Annotated in this window: 17 protein-coding genes and 1 tRNA gene; 11 read left to right on the top strand and 7 right to left on the bottom strand. The window is 62.1% G+C overall.

The window, feature by feature from the left end; genetic code table 11:
• Positions 1-7: 7 nt before the first annotated feature.
• From CHB96_RS17065 to CHB96_RS17045, 5 genes are all read right to left on the bottom strand, one after another.
• Complete coding sequence (locus CHB96_RS17065; RefSeq protein WP_089248392.1) at positions 8-1495, bottom strand: peptidoglycan D,D-transpeptidase FtsI family protein; 1488 nt, start codon at positions 1493-1495, stop codon at positions 8-10.
• Positions 1492-2949: an FtsW/RodA/SpoVE family cell cycle protein gene (locus CHB96_RS17060; protein ID WP_089248390.1), complete on the bottom strand. Its 1458-nt coding sequence runs from the start codon at positions 2947-2949 to the stop codon at positions 1492-1494. Before CHB96_RS17060 ends, CHB96_RS17065 begins: the two co-directional genes overlap by 4 nt.
• Positions 2949-4382: a PP2C family protein-serine/threonine phosphatase gene (locus CHB96_RS17055; RefSeq protein WP_089248388.1), complete on the bottom strand. Its 1434-nt coding sequence runs from the start codon at positions 4380-4382 to the stop codon at positions 2949-2951. The genes CHB96_RS17060 and CHB96_RS17055 overlap by 1 nt, the downstream gene beginning before the upstream one ends.
• The gene (locus tag CHB96_RS17050) at positions 4379-4843 is read right to left on the bottom strand and encodes an FHA domain-containing protein FhaB/FipA (RefSeq protein WP_089248386.1); all 465 of its coding nucleotides are present in this window, start codon (positions 4841-4843) and stop codon (positions 4379-4381) included. Before CHB96_RS17050 ends, CHB96_RS17055 begins: the two co-directional genes overlap by 4 nt.
• Before the next feature lie 152 nt (positions 4844-4995).
• Positions 4996-6315, bottom strand: coding sequence for an FHA domain-containing protein (locus CHB96_RS17045; protein WP_089248384.1), 1320 nt, complete (start codon positions 6313-6315; stop codon positions 4996-4998).
• 175 nt (positions 6316-6490) lie between these two features.
• Here CHB96_RS17045 and CHB96_RS17040 point away from each other — a divergent pair.
• Positions 6491-6573: transfer RNA gene (locus CHB96_RS17040), tRNA-Leu, on the top strand.
• Positions 6574-6701: 128 nt separating this feature from the next.
• Here CHB96_RS17040 and CHB96_RS17035 read toward each other — a convergent pair.
• The gene (locus CHB96_RS17035; protein ID WP_089248382.1) at positions 6702-7157 is read right to left on the bottom strand and encodes a winged helix-turn-helix transcriptional regulator; all 456 of its coding nucleotides are present in this window, start codon (positions 7155-7157) and stop codon (positions 6702-6704) included.
• A gap of 167 nt (positions 7158-7324) precedes the next feature.
• Between CHB96_RS17035 and CHB96_RS17030 the strand changes: the two genes are divergently transcribed.
• On the top strand, positions 7325-8206 hold the full coding sequence (locus CHB96_RS17030) for an alpha/beta hydrolase family protein (protein WP_176444345.1): 882 nt from the start codon (positions 7325-7327) through the stop codon (positions 8204-8206).
• A 142-nt stretch (positions 8207-8348) separates the two neighbouring features.
• Positions 8349-8627, top strand: coding sequence for a hypothetical protein (locus tag CHB96_RS17025; RefSeq protein ID WP_089248378.1), 279 nt, complete (start codon positions 8349-8351; stop codon positions 8625-8627).
• Positions 8628-8741: 114 nt separating this feature from the next.
• Here the strand turns inward: CHB96_RS17025 and CHB96_RS17020 are convergent, their stop codons facing one another.
• Positions 8742-10223, bottom strand: a complete 1482-nt coding sequence (locus CHB96_RS17020; RefSeq protein ID WP_089248376.1) for a DHA2 family efflux MFS transporter permease subunit — start codon at positions 10221-10223, stop codon at positions 8742-8744.
• A 770-nt stretch (positions 10224-10993) separates the two neighbouring features.
• Between CHB96_RS17020 and CHB96_RS17015 the strand changes: the two genes are divergently transcribed.
• The 8 genes from CHB96_RS17015 (at position 10994) to CHB96_RS16985 (ending at position 23206) form a co-directional block, all read left to right on the top strand.
• The gene (locus CHB96_RS17015; protein WP_089248374.1) at positions 10994-12136 is read left to right on the top strand and encodes an acyl-CoA dehydrogenase family protein; all 1143 of its coding nucleotides are present in this window, start codon (positions 10994-10996) and stop codon (positions 12134-12136) included.
• Positions 12137-12565 (top strand): PaaI family thioesterase, encoded by a 429-nt coding sequence (locus CHB96_RS17010; RefSeq protein ID WP_089248372.1) that lies wholly within the window; start codon positions 12137-12139, stop codon positions 12563-12565.
• Positions 12562-14085, top strand: a complete 1524-nt coding sequence (locus tag CHB96_RS17005) for a flavin-containing monooxygenase (RefSeq protein ID WP_089248370.1) — start codon at positions 12562-12564, stop codon at positions 14083-14085. Before CHB96_RS17010 ends, CHB96_RS17005 begins: the two co-directional genes overlap by 4 nt.
• A 35-nt stretch (positions 14086-14120) precedes the next feature.
• Positions 14121-14840, top strand: a complete 720-nt coding sequence (locus CHB96_RS17000) for an alpha/beta fold hydrolase (protein ID WP_089248368.1) — start codon at positions 14121-14123, stop codon at positions 14838-14840.
• A 182-nt stretch (positions 14841-15022) separates the two neighbouring features.
• On the top strand, positions 15023-22117 hold the full coding sequence (locus CHB96_RS16995) for a type I polyketide synthase (protein WP_176444344.1): 7095 nt from the start codon (positions 15023-15025) through the stop codon (positions 22115-22117).
• A 78-nt stretch (positions 22118-22195) separates the two neighbouring features.
• On the top strand, positions 22196-22567 hold the full coding sequence (locus tag CHB96_RS16990) for a condensation domain-containing protein (protein ID WP_176444343.1): 372 nt from the start codon (positions 22196-22198) through the stop codon (positions 22565-22567).
• Entirely contained in the window at positions 22564-22881 is a 318-nt protein-coding gene (locus CHB96_RS30155) for a hypothetical protein (RefSeq protein WP_245865851.1), read from the top strand. The genes CHB96_RS16990 and CHB96_RS30155 overlap by 4 nt, the downstream gene beginning before the upstream one ends.
• A complete protein-coding gene (locus CHB96_RS16985; RefSeq protein ID WP_245865842.1) occupies positions 22769-23206 on the top strand; it encodes a condensation domain-containing protein in 438 nt (145 codons plus the stop codon). Before CHB96_RS30155 ends, CHB96_RS16985 begins: the two co-directional genes overlap by 113 nt.
• The last annotated feature ends 89 nt before the right edge of the window (positions 23207-23295 follow it).

Below are 23295 nucleotides of genomic sequence, written 5' to 3'. Positions count from 1 at the left end.
TCTTTCGTCACCTCCCCTGCAATCCGGCCGCGATGACGGCTCGACCGACGGGAGCGGCCACCGAGCCACCCGTCGCGGCGAGTGCCCTGTCGCCACCGTCCTCGACGATGACGGCGATCGCGATCTTCGGGTTGTCCGCAGGTGCGAACCCGATGTACCACGCATGTGGCGGCGTGTTCCGGGGATCGGTTCCGTGCTCGGCAGTGCCGGTCTTCGACGCGATCTGAACGCCCGGGATCTTGCCTTCGGAACCGGCGTTGTTCTCGGCGCCGACCATCAGTGACGTCAGCGTCGCGGCGGTTTCCGGGCTGATCGCCTGACCCTCCGACTGCGGAGTGGTCGTGGCCAGGTCGGACAGGTCGGGGGATTGGAGCTGAGAGACCATGTGCGGGGCCATCCGGACACCGCCGTTGGCGACCGTCGCGGCGATGATCGCATCCTGCAACGGAGTCAGTGCGACGTCACGCTGGCCGATGCTCGACTGGCCGAGTGCCGCGTCGTCGGGAATGGAACCGATCGTGCTGTCCGCGACGGGAAGCGGCACCGACGTCGTCTCGCTGCCGATCCCGAACGCCGACGCCGTGTCACGCAGCGCGTCGGCGCCGGTCTTGATGCCGAGTTCGACGAAAGCGGTGTTGCACGAGCGGGCGAACGCTTCACGCAACGACGCGGTCGGCGCACCGCCGCACGTGCTGCCGTTGTAGTTCTCGAGGGTCGTCTCGGTACCGGGCAGCGTGATGTTCGGCGCGGCCGTCAATTGGTCGTCGGGCGTCGCACCTTCTTCGAGGGCAGCCGCGGTGACGAGGACCTTGAACGTCGACCCGGGTGGGTACGTCGCCGAGATCGCTCGGTTCAGCAGCGGCTTGCTCGGATCGGCGTTCAACTCGTCCCACGCCGCGGTGGTCTGTTCGCCGTCGTGGCTGGCGAGCGTGTTGGGGTCGTAGCTGGGGGTCGACGCCATCGCGAGGATGTTTCCGGTCGACGGCTCGATCGCGACGACTGCGCCGGTGTACCCGCGCGACGTGAGCTGGTCGTAGGCGACCTGCTGCACGACGGGATCGATCGTCGTGACGACGTTGCCGCCGCGTGGATCCCGGCCGGAGATCAGGTCGAACAGTCGTCGTCCGAACAGGCGATCGTCGGATCCGTTGAGGACCTCGTCCTCGCTGCGCTCGAGGCCGCTGCTCGAGAACAGCATCGAGTAGAAGCCGGTGACCGGGGCGTTCGCCAACGGGCTCGACGTCGCCAGCGGGTTCGGCGGATACGCGCGTAGGTACTTGTACCGGTCGTCGGTCGGCACGGACGCGGCGAGGACCTGGCCGCCTGCCGAGATCTGACCGCGCTGTCGCGAGTACTCGTCGAGCAGCACGCGTGAGTTCCGCGGATCGCTGCGCAGGTCGTCGGCCTTGATGACCTGCAGGTACGTGGCGTTGGCGAGAAGAGCGACGACCATCACCATGACGGCGATGGATACGCGCCGAAGTGGAGTGTTCACGGGCGCTTCACCATCTCGGTCGGTGCTTCTGCGATCGGCGCGGCAGGAGCCGGCTTCTTCTTCGGCGTCGCGGGTTCACGTGCGGCGTCGGAGATCTTGATCAGAAGCGCGAGCAGCAGATAGTTGGCGAGCAGGGAAGATCCTCCGTACGACAGGTAGGGCGTCGTCAGGCCGGTCAGCGGGATGAGTTTGGTGACGCCACCGACGACGACGAACAGCTGGATCGCAATAGTGAACGACAGTCCCGCGGCGAGCAGCTTGCCGAAACTGTCACGGACGGCGAGCGCGGTCCGAAGACCACGAATGATGAAGATCAGGTACAGGATCAGGACCGCAGCCAGACCGATCAGGCCGAGTTCCTCACCGACGGTGGCGATGATGAAGTCGGTCTTGGCGAACGGAACTTGCGACGGCCGTCCACTGCCGAGGCCGGTGCCTGCCAGTCCGCCGGTCGCGAAACTGAACATCGACTGCACGATCTGGTACCCGGTGTCGTTGTAGTCGTCGAACGGGTGCAGCCACGTGTCGGTACGAATCTTGACGTGCCCGAACACCTGGTACGCGAACAGGAAGCCGACCAACAGCAGACCGAAGCCGATGATCAGCCAGCCGACGCGTTCGGTGGCGATGTAGATCATGACCAGCACCGTGCCGAAGATCAGCAGCGACGTACCGAGGTCCTTCTCGAACACGAGAACACCGACCGACACGATCCAGACCAGCAGAATCGGGCCCAGGTCGCGTGCGCGAGGGAAGTCCATCCCGAGAACGTGTTTGCCTGCCGTGGTGAACAATTCGCGCTTCGCGACGAGCAGCGACGCGAAGAAGATCAACAACAGGATCTTGGCGAATTCACCGGGCTGAATGCTGAAGCCGGGCAGGCGAATCCAGATCTTCGAACCGTTGACCTCGGAGAACGCCGACGGCAGGATCGCCGGGATGGCCAGCAGCACGAGGCCGGCCAAACCGACGGTGTAGCTGTAGCGGGCCAACGTGCGGTAGTCCCTGAGCAGCACGAGCAACGCGATGAAACCGGCGATGGCCAGCGTCGTCCACAGCACCTGTTGGGTGGCGTCGGGCGACGGAATCTCTTGTCCCAGATACGCAGCCGTCTGCTGATCGGCGAGGTCGAGTCGGTGAATGAGGACCAGGCCAAGACCGTTCAGCAACGCCACGATCGGCAGCAACAACGGGTCGGCGTACGGCGCGAACCGTCGAACCGCCAAGTGCGCCACGGTGACCAGAGCGAGATACGCCACTCCGTACTTCGCGATGTCCCACGTGATGGCCTGCTCCTGGCTCGCCTCGACCAGGATCAGCGACAACGTCGTGATCAGGACGGCGGCACCGAGGAGCAGCAACTCGACGTTGCGACGGTTCGACTGCACCGGCGCAGGAGCGAAACCTCCCGGCGGACTCGGAAAGGACGCCCCCGCAGATGGATTGGAGCTCATCAGGTACCGGCCCTGCAGTTCTGACCTGCCACCTGAGGCACCGAAGGAGTGGGTTCGACGGTCGTGGTCGGCGGCGCTTCGGGTGCAGGCGGAGCCTCTGCCACGGGAGGTGCTTCCGGCGTCGGCACGGGTTCGGTGGGCGTCGGCGCAGGTGTCGACGTCTCGGTCGACGCCTCGCACGGCGGCAGCAGGTCACCGGATGCGAGACGGAACATCTGGCCGTTCACGTCGTCGAGCTTGCCGGACGGCAGACCTGCACGGACCTGCTCGCGCGCGGCGGGCGCGAGGTCGTCGATCTCGAAGACGTCGCAGTCGCTCGGTGCGGTGTCCGGTGCGGTCAGGGTCAATCCGCCGTCGGCGTCGAGACAACCGATGGTGTGCACCGACTGCAGCGAGTAACCCAGGATCGACCCGGGGACGCCTCGAAGTACGGCGACGCGGCCCGAGTCCTCGCCGACGTAGTAGTTGTTCCGAATGACGGTGTTGGCGACGAACGCGCCACCCACGAGCAGCGCGACCACGGCGAGCGCGACGAGGGTCCACCGCAACTTGTGCGACTTCTTCTCCGGCTCGGGCGGTGGCGTCGTGATGCGTTTGGGTGTCGCGCGCGGAGGCCGCATCGCTGCCGCACGTCCTGCTGCCGTGTTCGGCGGGGGAGAATCCTCTTCCTCCTCGGTGCTGGCCGCGCCGCCCAGGATCGGGTGGCTCTGGCCGTAGTCGAGGTCGATGACGTCGGCGACGACGACCGTCACGTTGTCCGGTCCACCGCTGCGCAGCGCGAGCTCGATGAGGCGGTCGGCGGATTCGCCGCAGTCGCCCTCGTTCATCGTGTTCTCGATGGTCTCGTCGCTGACGACGTCGGAAAGCCCGTCGGAACACAGAAGGTAGCGGTCTCCGGCACGCACCTCGCGGACCGTCAGCGTCGGCTCGATCTCGTTGCCGGTGAGCGCGCGCATGATCAACGAACGCTGCGGGTGCGTGTGCGCCTGCTCGGGGGTGATGCGCCCCTCGTCGACGAGCGATTGGACGAAGGTGTCGTCGCGGGTGATCTGCGTCAGCTTGTGCTCGCGCAGCATGTACGCGCGCGAGTCACCGATGTGTACGAGCCCGATCTTCTTGCCCGCGAACAGGATTGCGGTGAGCGTCGTGCCCATGCCGTCGAGTTCGGGTTCGTCCTCGACCTGATCGGCGATGGACGCGTTGCCTTCACGCGTCGCCGCTTCGAGTTTGCCGAGGAGATCGTCGCCGGGTTCGTCGTCGTCGAGGTGAGCCAGAGCGGCGATCATCAACTGCGACGCGACCTCACCGGCCGCGTGGCCGCCCATGCCGTCGGCGAGCGCCAACAGGCGCGCCCCGGCATAGACGGAATCTTCGTTGTTCGAACGGACCAGTCCGCGATCGCTGCGGGCCGCATAGCGGAGTACCAGAGTCACGGGCGCAGCTCGATCACGGTCTTGCCGACGCGCACCGGGGTGCCCAGCGGGACACGGACGGCCGTGGTGACCTTGGCGCGGTCCAGGTAGGTGCCGTTGGTCGAACCGAGATCCTCGACGTACCAATCACCGCCCCGAGGAGAGATACGCGCATGCCTGGTCGACGCGTAGTCGTCGGTCAGTACGAGCGTGGAATCGTCGGCGCGGCCGATGAGAACCGGCTGCGTGCCGAGCGAGATTCGGGTACCGGCGAGACCGCCCTGAGTCACCACTAGATTCTTGGCAACCTTCTGCTTGGAGAACGACGGGAGCACTTTCGAGCCTCCCGAGTACCGTGCTGGCATCCGCATGCCGGACGCTGCGTAGATGTCGCTACGGAGAGTCCGAAGGACGGCCCAGACGAAGAACCAGAGCAAGAGTAGAAAACCCGCTCGGGTCAGCTGCAGAATCAATCCCTGCACAGCCGTCCACCTCCTTCGCCACCATCTTCGTCATTCACGGCGGGACGAGCCCCGAATCGGCCCGCGTGACCGTGTCTTCGTGCAGACACGGCGTCTCACGCAGCATCCTAGGGTGAAGCTGCGTGTGGAGATCACCATACTGGTGGGGCCGTTTAAACGATGCGGACCAAGATCTCGGAGTGTCCGGCGCGGATGACGTCACCGTCGGCCAACTGCCAGTCCTGTACCGGTGCGCCGTTGACGGTGGTGCCGTTGGTCGAGCCCAGGTCGGACAGCATCGCGACGCGTCCGTCCCAGCGAATCTCGACGTGGCGACGTGAGACACCGGTGTCGGGGAGACGGAACTGCGCGTCCTGTCCGCGACCGATGATGTTCTGTCCGTGACGGAGCTGGAAGTAGCGGCCGCTTCCGTCCTCGAGCTGCAGCGTCGCGGACAGTCCCTGACTCTCGCCGTAGGCGGGCTCGTCGTAGCGGTAGCCGCCGCCCTGCTGGTAGCCGCCCTGCTGCTGGGGTGGGTAGTCGTAAGCAGGCTGCTGGTAGCCGCCCTGACGACCGGGCTGGTCGTATGCCTGCTGGTCGTAGCCCTGGCCGGTGTACGCCTGCTGGTCGTAGCCCTGGTCTGCGTATGCCTGCTGGCCGTAGCCCTGATCCGAATAGGCCTGCTGGTCGTAACCCTGGTCTGCGTATGCCTGCTGGCCGTAGCCCTGGTCCTGGTAGCCCTGGTCTTGGTAACCCTGTTCGGCGTAGTTCTGATCCGAATACGCCTGCTGGCCGTACGGCTGCTGCTGGTCGTACGAGCCCTGGTTGTACGACTGCGGATCGTATCGATCGTCGGCAGGTGCGTTGCCCGGGTACGCGGCACCGTTCCGGTAGCCCTGGTCGCGTGCCGGTGCGTCGTACCCGTTCTGCTGCGCGTAACGAGGGTCCTGGCCAGGGGCCGGGTAGCCGCCGCGTGCCCGCGGATCCTGGCGAGAGCCGTCAGCCGGATCGCGTTGCGGGTCGTAGCCTGAGTTCTGCGTCATGGGGCCGGCTCCTGATGTCGACTGGGGTGGGGCTGACGGGCGCGGAGGTGGTGCGGTTGCAGTGGGTGATCGTCCCACATCGGGATCGACCGAACCACTGGCCCGAAACTGCCCGGTGTGCAAAGTAGGTGACGGTTCGAAGCGCACCACCACGTCGCCGTACGTCTGCCATCCCTGATCGCGGATGTAGTCGCCGAGGTGACGGGAGAACGCCTTCACGGTGAGGTCACGGTCGGCGGCAAGTTCTTCGTGATCGGAACTGTTGATGGTGATCACATAACTGTTCGGTGCGAGGTAATGGCCACCGTCGAGCGGGCGAACCCGATCGGATGCCTCCTGTTGCAGCGCTGCCTCCACTTCCTGTGGAACGACACCGCCGCCGAAAACACGGGCGAACACGTCACCGACAGCTCCCTGCAATTTTCGCTCGAAGCGCTGGACAATGCCCATGGGTGACCTCTCCTCCCGGTTCCGTTATGCCGCCGACTCCCGAGCGCGTGTCGGCTCGAGGTCGTCGTTCAAGCATGATATACGTTGCCGCTCGTCGGGCATCCGGGCCGACGTGGTCGCGGTGGACGCGATTTCATCGCTGCCGGATGTGCGTGTTAATGTTCTCCAGTCGCCCGGGCGGGTGGCGGAATGGCAGACGCGCTGGCTTCAGGTGCCAGTGTCCGTAAGGACGTGGGGGTTCAAGTCCCCCTCCGCCCACACAGCTGGTTGCAGAACATGATTGCAGGCTTCGATACGTCGGAGCCTGCTTTTTTTGTTGCCATCCCTGGACACGTGGTTCCGGTCGACCCGGGAATACGAGAGACGGAGAGTTGGCGGTGAGCCGACTACGCCTCGCCCGTCAGGCCTGGTCCGAGTATCGGGGTGATATCGCGGGCGTTGAGGTGATCCCCGCAACGATCGCACTCGAGTGAGACATGGGCATCACCTCCGCATCGGCTGTGTTGATACAGAACCGGCGGACCGTCCGGGGCCATGTAGTTGTCGCCCCAGTCTTTGATCGCCATCAGGATGGGGTAGATGTCGTGCCCCTTCTTGGTGAGCCTGTACTCCTCGTACTTTCCCTCTGCGGTAGCGGCCTTGGTCAAAATGCCGTGTTCGACCAACCGGTTGAGTCGATCTTGCAGTCTGCTTCTGGAGATTCCGAGTGAGGTCGTGAATTCGTTGAAGCGTCGCACGCCCGCGAAAGAGAACTTGAGGATCAGCAGTGTCCAACGGTCGCCGAAGACGACCAGCGGTCGCGTGATCGAGCACGGTATCTCGTCGAGTTCTCCGTAGCGCATGGACAAATTCTACTCCTGCAGTTTCAAAATGAGACCACCCCTGCTAGCCTCGGTTTCGGCGAATGGAAATCGACAACCGACCACCGCATCACACGCCCGTGACGGATTACTTCCGTCCACGTGAGGCGTCGATCGCGGGAAAGTCGACTATTCAGGGGAGACGAACTGTGACAGACACGCGAAGTACCGACCAGCACACCGTCGTTCTTGCACAGGGGGACAGGCTTTCCCTTCTCAGTCGCGAAGGTGACCCGGACATGCCGGTGGTGATGATCTGGACTGCTATGGGTGTAGCAGCTAGAAAGTACACGCGATTGTTGGACGAATTCGCCAAGCGCGGGGTCGGGACAGTGGTGGCGGACTACCGAGGCTTCGGGGCAAGCACACCGCGCACCGAGCGCGGCACCGATGTGGGTTATCACGACATCGCGACGATCGACTTCCCCGCTGTCGTTGCCGAAATCGAGAACGTGTTCCCAGGTCGACCGATCGTGTTACTCGGTCACAGCCTCGGTGGTCAGATCGGCCTCATGTACGCCGCCGCCCGACCGGTGGAACTTGCGGGGATCGTGTTGATCGCAACGAACACTCCGTACTACCGCGTGTACCCCGGTACGTCAGCACTCGCCCCCCTTCTCGGAACCTCGTTCGCCGCGATCACTGCCAGCCTCTTCGGCTACTACCCCGGTGACACATTGAACTTCCTTGGCCGACAGCCGAAGCCGCTCATACTCGACTGGGCGCGGCTTGCTCGCACGAACAGCTTCGATTCGATCGGGCACGGGACGCGTTACTCCGAGCTCATGCGGACGGTCGACCTTCCGGTACTTGCGGCGTCCGTCGACGGTGACTGGATGGCGCCGCCCGCGGCTTTGGATGCCTTGTGTGCTCACATCCCCAATGCTGAATTGACGCGCAAGCACTTCGACAAATCGATGACCGGGGGCCGGGCGCTCGGTCACATCGCGTGGATCAATCACAGCGAGCAAATCGCCGAGCAGATCGCCGATTGGGTCCGCAGCACCATTGTGACTCCTAGAAATCGGTGATCTCGAACGACCTCACCCGAACCTCAGCGCTTCGAAGACGCGCATAATCTCTACTTGGACAGCGTGATTCGGGTACTCGCAGAGCGAGAACTCACACCGTCAACTACGCCCGCAGAATCGGGCATGGACCTCAGGGAGCGCAATGTCTCAGCTAGAACATCAGCCGATCGATTCGACTCGGACGTCGTGGGACCGCGAAGAACGAACAACGGCCCGGGCCGTCGGTCTAGGCACCGAAGCAATCCCGTCGGCATTGCTGTTCATCCTCGCAGCGTCGGTCGTCTCGGCCATTGCAACCGTGGCGTTCACTGTTCTTGCCGTGGCGGGTCGAGTATCTGCCTGGCCGGCACTTGCCGCTGTCATCGTCCTGGCAGTTGGCTTGCTCGGTTCCATCGCGTACGGGATAAAACTCACGCGTTAGTTCGAACTCCAGACTGCAACCGATTCGACTGCACCCATTTCGACATCACCTGAGGGGACCACCGACGCGCAAGCGCCGACGGTCCCCTCAGGTGTCTTCGCGCACCTTTCAGATTCAAGCCTTGCTGTCCACGTCGCTTGCCTGTGACGGCTCGGAGCGCGTCGCCGATGGAGACTTATCCCGAACGAACAACGCGCACATCACGATACCGACGAGGAGCACTCCGATTGGAAGATACAACGATTCGGAGAGGGCCCTGCTGAACGGCACCTTGACGAACTCGGGTATCGCATCGAGACCGAGCCCACCTTCCGCAAGCTTGCCACTCCCCAAGCCATTCGCCGACATACGATCGGCCATGACAGTAGCGATAGCTGCACTTCCCAGGACGGAACCAACCTGGCGTATCGCGTTGTAGACGCCAGATCCAGCGCCCGCCTGGTGCTCGGGCAGATTACGAGTCGCTGTGGCGGCCAACGGCGCCCAGATACACGCATTGGCGGCTCCGGTAACAGCGGCCACTACGAGAATCATCGTCGTCGACGAGTCCGGAGTCATCAAAGTCGAGAACCAGAAGACCGATAGCGCGAACAGTACGAATCCGGTCGTCGGAATCGTCCTGGGATGGAAACGACCGCTGATCTTCCCGACTATGGGGGCGAGGATCAGTGTGGTGATCGCCATCGGTGCTGCGAACAACGCGGACCGCGTGGGTGACATGTCTCGTACTGCTTGTAGGTAGAAGTACAGCGGCACCATCACGGCGGCAACCGAGGCGCCGATAATCGCGATCGCGACGTTCGAGAGTGCGAAGTTGCGGTCTCGGAACAGCACGAGAGGCAACAGTGGTTCGCCCTTGGTTCGGGCTTGATCCACGACGAATACAACAAGGGTCGCGATGCCGCCGACGACCATGACGATCGTCAGGGTGTCCCAGTTCCTGCTGTGACCTTCTTGAAGTCCGAATACAAGCAAAAAGATTCCGGCACCGCTCAGCAGGACCCCACGCCAGTCGAGCCTGTGCGGCTGCGTAGGTAACGTCGGAACCAGACGGACTGCGAGTAGAAGCGCAACAACGCCCACCGGAACGTTGACGAAGAAGATCCACTCCCACCCCGCGATATCGACTAGAACACCTCCCAGCAAAGGTCCAGCCAAATTCGCGAACCCTGCAACCGCGCCCCATACGCCCATGGCGGCTGCGCGGTTCTCCCGATCGAATATGCGGGTGATCACCGCCATCGTTTGAGGAGCCATCAACGCTGCTCCAAATCCTTGCAGAGCTCGAGCTGCGATCAGTGCCTCGATCGACCCCGACAGACCACACAGTAGGGAAGCGCCTGTGAAGACTGCGATCCCGCAGATGTAGAGATTCTTCGGGCCGAGATGATCACCGAGACGGCCGCTCGCGAGAAGCGGAACTGCAAATGCCAGCAGATATGCGCTTGTCGCCCAGATGACCTGGGACACATCTGCATCCAGCGCCACCATGATTGCCGGGTTGGCTACGGCTACGATCGTCATGTCCAGGACGATCATGAAGAAGCCGATAACCAAGGCGGACAACGCAAACCATGGACTGCGTGTGGAATTCATCGAAACCCCCCTCGATCTAAGCGGCCGACCTTGTGACAGCCGCGAGTGCTCACTCCCCATCATCGTGCCACAACTGGTACCGTTTCGAGACTGGATGGGACGGGGATCGGTGGGCTCCGCACCGAACCGGCCGCTCGTCGCACCGGTGAGAATAAGGCATGTCATTCGCTGAAGTAACTATGCGACAACATATTTCGCTATCAATTCACTCCGGCAGTGACTGCCCTCACAGGGTAGCAAGTAGAACAAACCAAAAGGTCGGTATATTCTCTGTCCAGACGTGCCGAGCTGAAAAGCGCAGCCGTCGAACGAGCTACCTGTGGGGGGTTGCACGAGACTCAGTTGGGGGAGACATGAAGCTGACAACGCCGACGTAGACGCATGCGGATCGCTCCGCATCACTTCCTACATCGAAAGATCTTACTTTCGGCGCGTCTTCGGGACACGCGATAGGCGCAGAGCCAAAGTCTGGCAATAGGGACCGATCTGGAGTGCGTCCAAACCGCTCGACGAAGCGCGGCGTTCGACTATTGCATTCGGCACTCATATCTGGTCATCGGCGACCCGGTACGCAACTGAGACTGCAAATCCAGATTACGCGGACTGCACGGAACACAGCACTGTCGAGCGCTCCGCGGTGGTAACCCGGTCGAGTGAAAGACCGGCTAATTCTATTGCCCTGCAACCACAACCGAGATACGGCACTGCTGCTTCAGCCGATCAGTCCACGATGCTCGGTTCAGGGCGTCACACATCGAACTAGGAGTTCAATGAAAATCTTCGAAACCGAGGAACGTGTCGCACTCAAAGACATGGTCCGAAACTTCGCAGAGAAAGAAGTTGCACCCAACATCGACCAGTGGGAGCGCGACGGATTCATTCCTATGGAGTTGCACGCGAGAGCAGCCGAAGTCGGGATCCTGGGCATTGGTTTCGACGAAGCGGTGGGCGGCAGCGGTGGCGACCTCATCGACTTCTGTGTCATGGGTGAGGAGCTGATTCTTTCGGGCCGGTCGAGCGGATTGATGATGGCCCTCTTCACACACCGCGTCGCTCTTGCCCCGTTGATTTCGTGCGGGACACCCGAGCAGGTGGAGAAGTTCGTACGACCGACGTTGGAAGGGCGGATGGTCGTTGCGCTCGGAATCACCGAGCCCGAGGGTGGATCCGACGTCGCGGGTCTCCGAACGACGGCACGGCGCGACGGAGACGATTACATCGTCAACGGTTCGAAGACGTTCATCAGCTCCGGCGTCCGTGCTGATGCGGTCGTGACTGCGGTCAGGACCGGAGAGCCAGGGCACCAGGGTCTGTCACTGCTCGTGATCGAAAAGAACACACCGGGTTTCGAGGTGACTCGACGCCTGGACAAGATGGGATGGGACTGCTCCGACACCGCGGAGCTCGCCTTCACCGACGTCAGGGTACCTGCGGCGAACTTGATCGGCGTCGAAAACGGGGGCTTCCGGCTCATCATGGAGTTGTTTCAGCACGAGCGACTCGGCCAAGCTGGCATGGCGTACGGGATAGCAAAGCGGTCTCTCGACCTCGCCGTGGAATGGTGCCGCGAGCGGTCGACGTTCGGACGGCCTTTGATCCAACGGCAAGTGGTTCGCCACCGGCTCGCCGAGATGGCGCAAGCGGTGGACGTGTCCGGCCAGTATCTGAAGAACACGATCGTTCGCGTGAGCGAAGGTGAAATCATTGTGCCGCAGGTCTGTTGGGCAAAATTGGAGGCGACAAAAGCCAGTTCATTCGTCGTCGACAGAGCGCTCCAGCTACACGGCGGCAGTGGATACATGCGCGACACCGAAATCAATCGTCACTACCGGGACGCTCGGGTGATGTCCATTGCCGGCGGTACTGACGAGATCATGACCGAGATCGTGACCAAGTGGATGGGATTCGCTTAAATGACCGAGACGACTGCACACCCTACCGTGGCGAGAAACATATTCAATCCCAACGGTTTCGAAGGTCTGATTGGGCTCGAAGTAACGGAAGTGACGGCCGACAGGGTACGTGCGGAATGGTTGGCGCAACCTTCCCACCACCAGCCTTTCGGGCTGGTGCATGGCGGCGTCTACTGCGGCGTCATCGAGTCCATCGCGAGCATCGCGGCATTCTCCTGGCTCAGTCAGAACGGTGGTGGCACTGTTGTCGGTGTCAACAACAGCACGGACTTCCTGAGATCTGCGCGTACTGGCGCGCTATACGCCGAGGCGAATCCACTCCATCGCGGGCGTTTGCAGCAGCTGTGGGAAGTTGTTGTCTCCGACGAGAATGACAAGCACATAGCACGCGGTCGCGTTCGGTTGCAGAATCTGGCGCCTTCGGCATGACGAACACCGATGCGCATTCGCCGACAGTTGCGATCATTGGAGCTGGGTTCGGTGGTCTTGCAGCGGCAATCGAACTGGAGCGCAACGGAATCGACTCCTACGAGGTCTTCGAGCGCGCAGATTCCGTCGGTGGCGTGTGGCGTGCAAACACCTATCCAGGGGCGGCGTGCGATGTGCCGTCGTCCATCTATTCCTATTCGTTCGATCTGGATGCCGACTGGTCCGCCAGGTTCGGGACCCAGTCCGAGATCCGTGACTATCTGCAGCGAGCGGCCGAGAAGTACGGCGTATCGACGAAAATCTCGTTCGGACGGGAAGTATCGGCAGCACGCTTCGAAGACCATCGTTGGCGTCTCGAGTTCGTCGATGGAGAGGATCGCGAGTTCGACGCGCTGATCTGCGCAACCGGGTTGCTGTCCAAGCCGAGGATTCCGGACGTGGAGGTGAGTGACGGGTTCGGTGGCTCGATGTTCCACTCTGCGGAGTGGGATCACTCGGTCGATCTGACTGGCAAGCGGGTCGTGGTGGTCGGCTCTGGCGCGAGTGCGGTCCAGCTGGTGCCGAAAATCGTCGACGACGTCGCGGAGCTAGCTGTGGTTCAGCGGTCCCCGAACTGGGTGGTCGACCGCCACGACTACCGTGCGAACCCGTTGATCGGTCGACTTCTTCGACGCTTTCCTTCTGTCATGCGCCTGCAACACAATCTCGAATTCCTCTGGTACGAACTTCGTTCGCCGTTGATCTACAACCGGATGGATCCGTTTCGTAGGATTCTCGAGGGGTGGATGCGACTGAAGATTCGTCGCCAGATCAGTGACCCGGTTCTTCGTTCGGCGGTGACGCCCGAGTATCGGGCAATGTGCAACAGACTCTTGATGTCGAACGACTGGTACCCAGCACTCGATCGTGACCACGTGTCCGTTCACCGGCAGGGGATTCGACGAGTGGCGGAGAACTCGGTCGAGCTGTCGGACGGTGAAACGGTGCCCGCCGATGTCGTTGTCTGGTGCACCGGGTTCGCAGCGGACGAGTACCTCGCTCCGATCGCCATCATCGGACGCGACGGACGAAACCTTCACGTCGAGTGGAAGGAGAATCCAGAAGCGTACCTGGGTATTTCGGTGTCCGGCTTTCCCAACCTCTTCATGATCTACGGTCCCGGCACCGCATCGAACGTCAACACCGTGATCTTCATGTTGGAGAAAGAAGCACGCTTCGTCCGGACGGTCATCGAGCGTATCGCGCAGACCGGCGGATGGGTCGATGTTCGACAGGATGCGCAGGACGAGTACAACTCCAAACGTGCTGTCGCGCTCTCAAAGACGGTGTACGGCACTGGATGTCCTGGATGGTTGAGCGGCAAAGATGGTAAACCTTTCGCAGTCTGGCCGGGGACACACCTGGAATACGCGCACGCAACTCGACGCGTCGACTTCGACGCATACGAGCACGGTGGGGTCTCGACCAACGCCGCCGCCAGCCTCGCGACTCACGAGAAATCCGACGTACAACGGCATTGAGTTCTTCGGCCACAGGTGAGAAGAAAGGTTCTGATATGGCGACTATCGTTCTGGTTCCAGGAAGTTGGGAAGGCGCGTGGACTTACAACACGGTAGCCGCTGAGCTGGAGATACAGGGACATACGGTCCACTCGCTCACCTTGTCCGGTCTCGACGGACAGACTCAGCGGGAACGCGTGTACAACCTGGACGATCACATCGACGATGTGGTGACGTTCATCGTCGAGAACGATCTGCGGGACGTCGTTCTGGCTGCGCACAGTTACGGGGGGATGGTGGCGACCGGGGTGTGCGCGATGGTGCCCGAGCGTTGCCGAAGCGCAGTCTATATCGATGCATTCCTACCCGAGCGGGGAGACTCGTGTTGGATGTTGATGGGCGAGCTTCTTCGCGAAGGGTGCGCGGCTCTGGTCAGCGAGGACGGTCGATTCGTCCTGCCAGGGCCGGGTGCGGACGAGCGGTCACATCCGCATCCCATCGCATCCCTCCTGCAGGCTAGCAAGGCACAGGCGATCGACGCATCGATCCATCGAACCTACATTCACGCGACAGGTTGGCGCGCAAGCCCATTCAAGTCGACCTTCGAGCGACTGCGCTCGGATCCGATGTGGACAACATACGAGATCGACGAAGGCCACGAGGTAATGCGTTACAACCCCTACCTGTTGTCCGACATGTTGGCAGAGATCGTGGCAGGCATCGACGGATTGGTCTCGGCCGCCGGTGATTCTCGGTCACCTTTGTCCAAGCTGTGACCGACAACTCCTGAAGTCCGCATTCATAGGCGCCGCGACAAGCTCCCGGCGCCACTCGATCGAGCCGTAAATGCTGCTTCGTTCAGCATCCCCATCACCGACATCACCGAGGACAGTGTGCCATGTACAGCTCATTCGTAGATTTGTTGAACAATCGTGAATCGGATACACCGAACAAGTCCGTGTACAGATTCTTGGAAACTGGTGAAGTCGACGGCGACATCACGGACACTACGTATTCCTCACTGGCCAAGCGATCGCGTGCAATCGGAGCAACACTTCAGCAACGCGAGTTGATCGGCAGAAACGCTCTGATGCTGTATCCGCCGGGAATGGACTTCGTGGAGGCGTTCTACGGATGCATGTTCGGGGGAATCGTCGCCATCCCGGTTCCGCTGCCGCAGTTTCACGAGCTCGATCGCGGCCTAAGACGACTGCGTCAGATCATTGCCGACGCGGACGTCGCCGTGGTTCTCGCGAATCGTCAGATCATCGATGGCCTCGCTACGGTTGTCGGCAACGTGCCCGCGCTGGCTGCGCTGGACTGGATTGCCACGGACGAGATTGCGAGCTCCGCCGAAAGCAGCTGGCGCGACCTCGGGATCGGTTTGGACGCAACAGCTTTTCTCCAGTACACATCTGGTTCGACGTCCGCGCCCAAAGGCGTGATCGTCAGCCACGGCAACCTCCTTCACAACGCAACCGCAATGGCCGGCCTGATGGGACATACGCCGGATCGTGTTGCCTCCTGGGAGGGCGCCATGACGGTCAGTTGGCTGCCGGTCTACCATGACATGGGTTTGATCGGCCCAGTGCTGGGCACGGTCTTCACAGGCGGTACAACAGTTCTGATGTCGCCGCTGCATTTTCTGCAGAAACCCGAACGCTGGTTGCGGGCGATGTCGAAATTTCGAGGTCACACCAGTGGTTCACCGAACTTCGGGTACGAACTGTGCGTTCGTCGTGCTACGCCGGAGCTGCTACAGGACATCGATCTGAGTTCCTGGCACGTCGCCTTCAACGGAGCCGAGCCGATCCGCGCATCAACCGTTCGCAACTTCACCGACAAGTTCCGGCCCGCCGGGTTTCGGGACGCATCCTTCATGCCGGGGTACGGGTTGGCAGAAGCGACGCTCATGGTGACCGGAAGTGCATTGGACACACCCCCGCGGGTCGTCACTCGTCGATCGGACGAACAATCCGATTCGGCTGAGTGGGTCAGCAGCGGCCGACCCGGGATCGGAATGTCGGTGGTCATCGTGGATCCCCACGCGAGAGCCGAGGTGCCTGCCGAGGAGATCGGCGAGATCTGGGTGTCGGGTGGCAGTGTGGCGCAGGGATATCTTGGCGACGAGGCGAAAACCGCCGAGGTGTTCGATGCAGTCCTCGACGACGGTCGCGGACCCTTCATGCGGACCGGTGATCTCGGGTTCGTCCTCGATGGGGAGTTGTTCGTGACCGGTCGAAGCAAAGACCTCCTCATCATCGACGGAAAGAATCATTATCCGCAGGACATCGAGTTGACGGTCGAGGAAGCCGATCCGGCGGTTAGACCGGGATGTATTGCAGCCTTTTCCGTCGACGACGTGACCGGTGGTGAGCGCCCCGTCGTCGTCGCCGAGCTGAAGCCGACCGATCCCGGTGAGCTCGAGCGAATCGAGTCCGCGGTACGTGCTGCGGTCAGTCGAGATCATGGGCTCGGCCTCGAGTCGGTGGTACTGATCGAACCACGTTCGATTTTCAAGACCAGCAGCGGAAAAATTCAACGACAGGCGACCCGTGCCGCATACCTGGCGGGAGAGCTGCACGAAATCCAGCGCCCGGGCGCGGGGACCGAGGACCAGATTCGCCCTCCGGAGGACGAAATTCTGAGTGCAGCGGAGACGATAAGTATCACCGACGTCGCTGACATCGAGGCGTGGCTCTCGGACGCGATCGCGGCTCGGGCCGACATCGACTCGGCTCGCGTGGACGTCGACCGGCCTCTTGCCGAATTCGGATTGGGTTCGCGGGCACTGGTCGAATTGACGTCGGAGCTCTCCGCGACGGTCGGACGAACTCTGGAGCCGAGTCTACTGTTCGAACATCCGACGATCGCGAAGATCGCTGCGGCCATCGGCAGCGAACGAGGTGACGAATCGACGCCCGACGCGTCGTTCACCGGCGGCGATATTGCGATTGTCGCGACTGCGTGCAGGTTTCCCGGTGGCGCCGACAGCCCGGAACAACTATGGCAATTGTTGGAGGTCGGCACGGACGTCGTCGGCTCACCATCCGAGCGCGGATGGAATGCGGTCGATCTGCTCGATGATGATCCCGACAGGTTGGGTAGGGCCTATTCACTGGAGGGTGGGTACCTCGCCGACATATCGGCGTTCGATGCCGCGTTCTTCGGCATAGGGGAGCAGGAAGCTCGTGCGATGGACCCGCAGCAACGGTTGTTGTTGCAGGTTGCGTGGGAGGCGATCGAGCGGGCCGGCATCGACCCCCTTTCGCTCAGCGGATCACCGACCGGCGTGTACGTGGGGTTGTACGACAGTGGCTACGGGAGTGGTCTGTCACTGGATCAACTCAACGGTCATATCGGAACAGGATCAGCGGGCAGTGTCGCGTCCGGACGAATCTCGTACGCACTCGGACTGGAAGGTCCCGCGCTGACCATCGACACCGCCTGCTCGTCGTCGTTGGTCGCGATGCATCTCGCGGCGCAGGCACTCCGTGCGGGTGAATGCGACATGGCGCTGGCAGGTGGGGTCACCGTCATGACCACCCCGCGGACGCACGTCGAGTTCAGCAGGTTGCGTGGCCTGGCTAGTTCGGGTAAGTGCTCCCCGTTCTCCGCAGACGCAGATGGAGTGGTGTGGGCGGAGGGTTGCGGTCTCGTGCTGCTCAAGCGCCTGGACGACGCAGTACGGGACCAGGACCCCATCCTTGCGGTGATGACCGGTTCGGCCGTCAATCAGGACGGACGCAGCCAGGGGCTCAGTGCGCCCAACGGAATCGCTCAGGAACGTGTTCTCAAGGCGGCACTACGATCGGCGGATCTGGAGCCCGACGACATCGACTATGTCGAAGCGCACGGAACCGGCACGCCGCTGGGAGATCCGATCGAGGCGCGGGCTCTGGCTCGCGTGTTCGGATCGGGGAGACCGTCCGATCGGCCACTGAGAATCGGATCGTTGAAGTCCAATCTCGGCCACCTGCAGGCGGCAGCAGGCGTCGGTGGAGTGATCAAGATGGTGGAGGCACTACAACACGAGATTCTGCCGCAGACTCTCCATTCCTCGTCGCCGAGTCCCCATGCGAATTGGGCCGGTTCCGGGTTGGCCCTGTTGAACGAACCGTTGTCGTGGCCTGCGGGCGAGCGCACTCGACGCGTCGGAGTCAGTGCTTTCGGAATCAGCGGTACCAATGCGCACGTGATCTTGCAGGAGGCACCCCGCCGTCCGATCGAACCCCCACTCGATTCGCCGGTTGCGTTGTTTCCCGTCTCCGCTCGAAGCGAGAACTCTCTGCGTGGTCAGGGTGCGCTGTTGCTCGACACTCTCGATGCCGATCCGACAGTGTCGTTGCCGGCTCTGGCACGCACGTTGGCGGTCAGGAGGTCGCATTTCGAGCGACGCGCGGTGGTGGTTGCCCGCGATCGCTCCGAGCTTCGAGGCGGGGTTGTCGCCCTGGCGCAGGGCGGCAAGTCCCCGTACTTGGTTCAGGGGCTGGAGCCTGCATTGCGTTCCGGCAAGGTTGCGTTCGTCTTTCCCGGACAAGGCTCGCAATGGGCAGGAATGGCGCGTCGACTCATCGGCACCGATGTCGAGTTCGGAGAAGAGTTCGACCGCTGCGACGCGACGATCCGTAGGTACACGGGTTGGTCCGTCGCTGCCGTCCTTCGCGGCGACGACGGTGCTCCCCGTATGGACTCGGACGACGTCGTCCAACCTGTGCTGTTCGCGGTGATGGTGTCTTTGGCGGCCGTCTGGAGGGCCCGTGGGATCGAGCCTTCCGGCGTGGTGGGCCACAGCCAGGGGGAGATCGCGGCGGCCTACGTGGCCGGGGCGCTCGGCCTGGCCGACGCAGCGGCGATCGTGGTGTTCCGTAGCAGGCATCTCACCGAGACCGCAGGCCGCGGTGGAATGGCCGTGGTGAACTTGTCCGAGGACCAGCTGAAGGTCGAAATCAGTTCGTTCGGCGCCTCTTTGACCATCGCTGCTGTGAACAGCGGACGGTCGGTAGTGGTAGCAGGAGACAGTGACTCACTGGATGGTCTCCTGTCCGCGCTGGACGGGAGGAACATTTTCACGCGTCGCCTCTCGGTCGACTATGCGTCGCACAGTGCTCACGTAGAGTCGGTGAAAGACGCTTTGAACGAGGATCTTTCGGAAATCATCGCCCAGCCGCGGCGGACTGCGTGGTACTCAACGGTGACCGGGGAACGGTTGCCAGTCAAAGAAATCGCGGCCGACTATTGGTACCGCAATCTGCGTGAACCAGTGCAGTTTTCCTCGACCGTGGAACGGATGGTCGACGACGGGTATCGCTATTTCGTCGAGATGAGCCCGCACCCTGCCCTCGTCGCACCGATTCTCACGGTGGCTGCGGACGCTGGGCGAGACGTGATCGCAGTGGGTTCGCTCCGTCGGGACGAGGATGCACACGCATGCATCGACCGCGCTACCGCCGAGCTTCACGTCGGTGGCCTGCCCGTCGACTGGGAGCGGTTCGTGCCGTCCACCGGGTACGTTCGATTGCCCACCTACGCATGGGACACGAAGACCTACTGGATGGATTCGAAGCGCTCCGACGCCGGTGACCCATCATGGCTCGATGATCCCGGACATCCACTCCTCGCCGCAGTCGTGCAACGCCCGGATACTGGTGGGGTAGTTCTGATGGGGATGCTCTCGGCGGATCGACCGCACTGGATATCCGACCACTCCGTGTCCGGCACCGTTCTCCTCCCCGGCACTGCGCTGGTCGAACTCGCACTGCGCGCTGCTCGCGAAGTCCACGCGACCGAGGTACGAGAGCTGGTACTGAAGGCCCCGGTGATCGTGTCGAGGGGAACCGAGGTGCAACTTCAGGTCGTCGTGGATGCGGCAGGTCGAGCCGGTGAACGTCCTGTCTCGATCTATTCACGGATCGGAGGACATTCGGACCTTCCCTGGACGCTCCATGCTCGCGGAAGTGTCGGTCGACGGACTGCCAATGGTGTCGCCCGAGCCGACGAGTTCGAATTCGCAACCGAATGGCCGCCTTTCGGAGCCGAGAGACTGGAATTGGATGGTGTCTACCAGTTGCTCGCAGAGCGAGGCTACCGGTACGGACCGGCCTTCCAGGGTCTTCGCGAGGCATGGCGCGACGGGGACGACGTCTATGCCGAGGTGGCGTTGCCCGATGACGCTCGTGATGGTGCATCGTTCTCGCTGCATCCCGCGTTGTTGGACTCGGCTCTGCACGCGTTGATACTTGGCGAAGTCGGCTCGTCGACCGAATCGGTATTGCTTCCGTTCGCGTGGTCCGGCATTTCGCTCGTCGCAGGCGGAGCGTCGGAGCTTCGGGTTCGACTCTCGCGCGTGGGCGAGCGCCGGATTCGGATGTCCGTCGCAGACGGCGACGGTCGAGTAGTTGCGTCGGTCGAGTCGTTGATGTTCGCTGACGTCAGCCTGACACGACTGGCCGCGCTGTCCACCAGAATCGACGACGCGATGTTCACGGTCGACTGGGTGGCGTCGCCTTACTCCGCACCACTGGCCGACGTCGGATGGCACGAGTTGAACGACGACGCTGACCACGACGAAGCGTCGCAACCGGTGCTGACCATTGTCCCGAAAGCTGAAACCGAGGTGGGGCGTACCGCCAGTGACGAGGTCGTGGACGTTCTGGCGCGAGTACAGAGGTGGTTGGTGGAGCATCCGGACGACAGAACGTTGGTTGTCGTCACAGCTGGAGCGGTAGCGGCCGAAGACGGTGAGAATGTTCGCGAACTGGGCCAGTCCTCCGTCTGGGGCCTTCTACGAGCGGCTCAGACCGAGAATCCCGATCGCATAGTTCTACTCGACGTCGAAGAGTCGACTGACATGGGTGCGGCAGTGTCGTTTGCGGTGAGTTCGGGCGAGCCCCAACTTGCGATCCGAGGCGGATCGCCATTGGTGCCGCGACTCGTTCGATCCGACACACACCTGACGGTTGATTCCGTGCCACTGCACGGGACGATACTGATCACGGGTGGAACGGGGTCGCTCGGACGCAGCGTCGCTCGGCATCTGGCTCGGAACTATGGTGTCGAGCATCTGGTGTTGATCAGCCGGACCGGCGTCGAGGCCAGCGGTGTCGAGGAACTGCTGTCGGAAGTCGAGATCCTCGGAGTCGAGGTGACGATTGCACGGGGTGACGTCGCGGACCGAAAGTTCTTGGCGGATGTCCTCGAGCAGCTGCCTGCCGAGCAGCCGCTCAGTGCTGTTGTTCACTGTGCGGGTCAGTTATCCGACAACATCTTCGCCTCCACTACGCCGGAAGACATCGACCGGGTGTTTCGGGCGAAAGTCGACGGCGCGTGGAACCTGCATCTGCTCACTCGTCACCTCGACCTGTCGGCCTTCGTTCTCTTCTCCTCGGCCGCCGGCATTTTGGGTTCGCCGGGCCAGGCAGGCTATGCAGCTGCGAACACATTTCTCGACGCATTGGCGGCGCGCAGGCGCAGCGAGGGATTGCCCGCGGTGTCGTTGGCATGGGGTTTGTGGGAGCAGCAAGACGGACTGACCGGGCACCTGAGCGAGCAGGACACTGCACGGCTGGCACGGGGCGGTATGTCGGTTCTGTCGATGGACGACGGGCTGCGGCTGCTGGATGCGTCGTTGGGGTCGGTCTGCGCTGTCGTGGTACCGGCCAGAATCGACGCGCGTGCGTTTGCATATTCGGTGGAAGTTCCTGCTGTTCTTCGCGACTTGGTGGAACTCGAATCACCGACCGAGATCGCGGCCGACACCACAACGGCAATCGATTTCACCGACATGCTCACGGCACTCGACCATTCCGCTCAGGAACGCGCCATATTGGAGCTCGTGCGCCAGCACGCGTCAGCGGTGGTGGGTGAGGGTACCCAGATCGATTCCGAGACACCGTTCAAGGACATCGGAATCGACTCACTTGGTGCGATGGAGTTCCGTAACAGACTGCACGGAGCTACCGGGATCAAATTGCACGTCACCGCTGCAATGGACTACCCCACGCCCGTGATGCTCGCCAAGTATCTCCATACGAACCTGTTGTCCAGCGTTTGATCTCAGGAATCGATTCGTACCTTTCGCCAGTCGCATTTCGACGGCTGGCTATGCAGTGATTCCGGGGGAGGAAGTGTCGTGGTAAGAGTTGCTGGCGACGACGTCGCGTTGTTGAGCGCACAAAAAGGTGTCTGGTTTTCGGATCTGATATCACCGGAGTCGATGGCATTCAACATCGGTGAATATCTCGACGTGCACATGACGATCGACAAAGACCTACTCGAGGAATCGATTCGGAAAACCGTCGGTGAGGCCGAGGTTCTGAGGACTCGATTCGAGATCGATGGCGAAAACGTTCGTCAAGTGATCGATCTCGAGAGGCCGATCACCGTCGAGTACGTCGACTTGAGCGGTGAATCGAGCCCGCAGGTGAGCGCCGAGCGGTGGATGTTGGAACGGATCAGCACAGAGCAACTCTATCGACGCGAATACGCAGTCAATCTGCCGTGATCACCATCGGCCCACGCCGTGAGTTCCTGTACGGGTACGGAAGTCACCTTGCGCTCGATGCACTCGGCGGTGCGTTGATAGTAACCAGGATCGCCCAGCACTACACTGCTCTTGCATTCGAACAGGTTGCGCAACCGCGATGGTTCGGAGACCTGAAATCGCTCTTCGATGCGGACGCAGAAATATCTCGATTCCGGCGCCTTGGCCGAGGACCGGGAATTCTGGAGCAGAACCTTGAATCCGACATGGAGTGCGTCGACGCTATCGGCGCGAGCGCCTTCCGCGTCCTGGAAGGTTTCGCGAACGCGATATGACCTGGGAGTCGAGCTGTCCAGTCGTATCGCGGATGTATGCGGTGTCAACAACTGGTCTGTCGCCACCTTTTTGATCGCGTGCGGCAGGGCATTCACTACGGCGATGACCGGTATCTTCGCGTTTCCGTTCGGGATGCCGGTCGGGGCGCGCGTCGACCGGTCTTTGAATTTCGTTCCCGGCATGACGGCAAACATGCTTCCGGTCTACGTTCCGGCGCATCCGCTCACTACCTTCGACACTCTCGTCGGTTCTGTGTCCACGGCGCTGCGTCAGTGCTTACCGCACCAGAGGGGCAGATTCGAGCGGTCGTCGCAACGCGCCTGATCCTTGAGGGATGGTTGCGATGGTGCGTCCGGCGTTCACACACGAAGTTCGGATGACGTTCTGGTCTTTGCGCAGTGCGGGGTCGACGG

This window comes from Rhodococcoides kyotonense (genome assembly GCF_900188125.1).
GTDB lineage: Bacteria > Actinomycetota > Actinomycetes > Mycobacteriales > Mycobacteriaceae > Rhodococcoides > Rhodococcoides kyotonense.
Note: the sequence above shows the minus strand (reverse complement) of the source record. Positions and strands in the feature narration are given on the sequence as shown.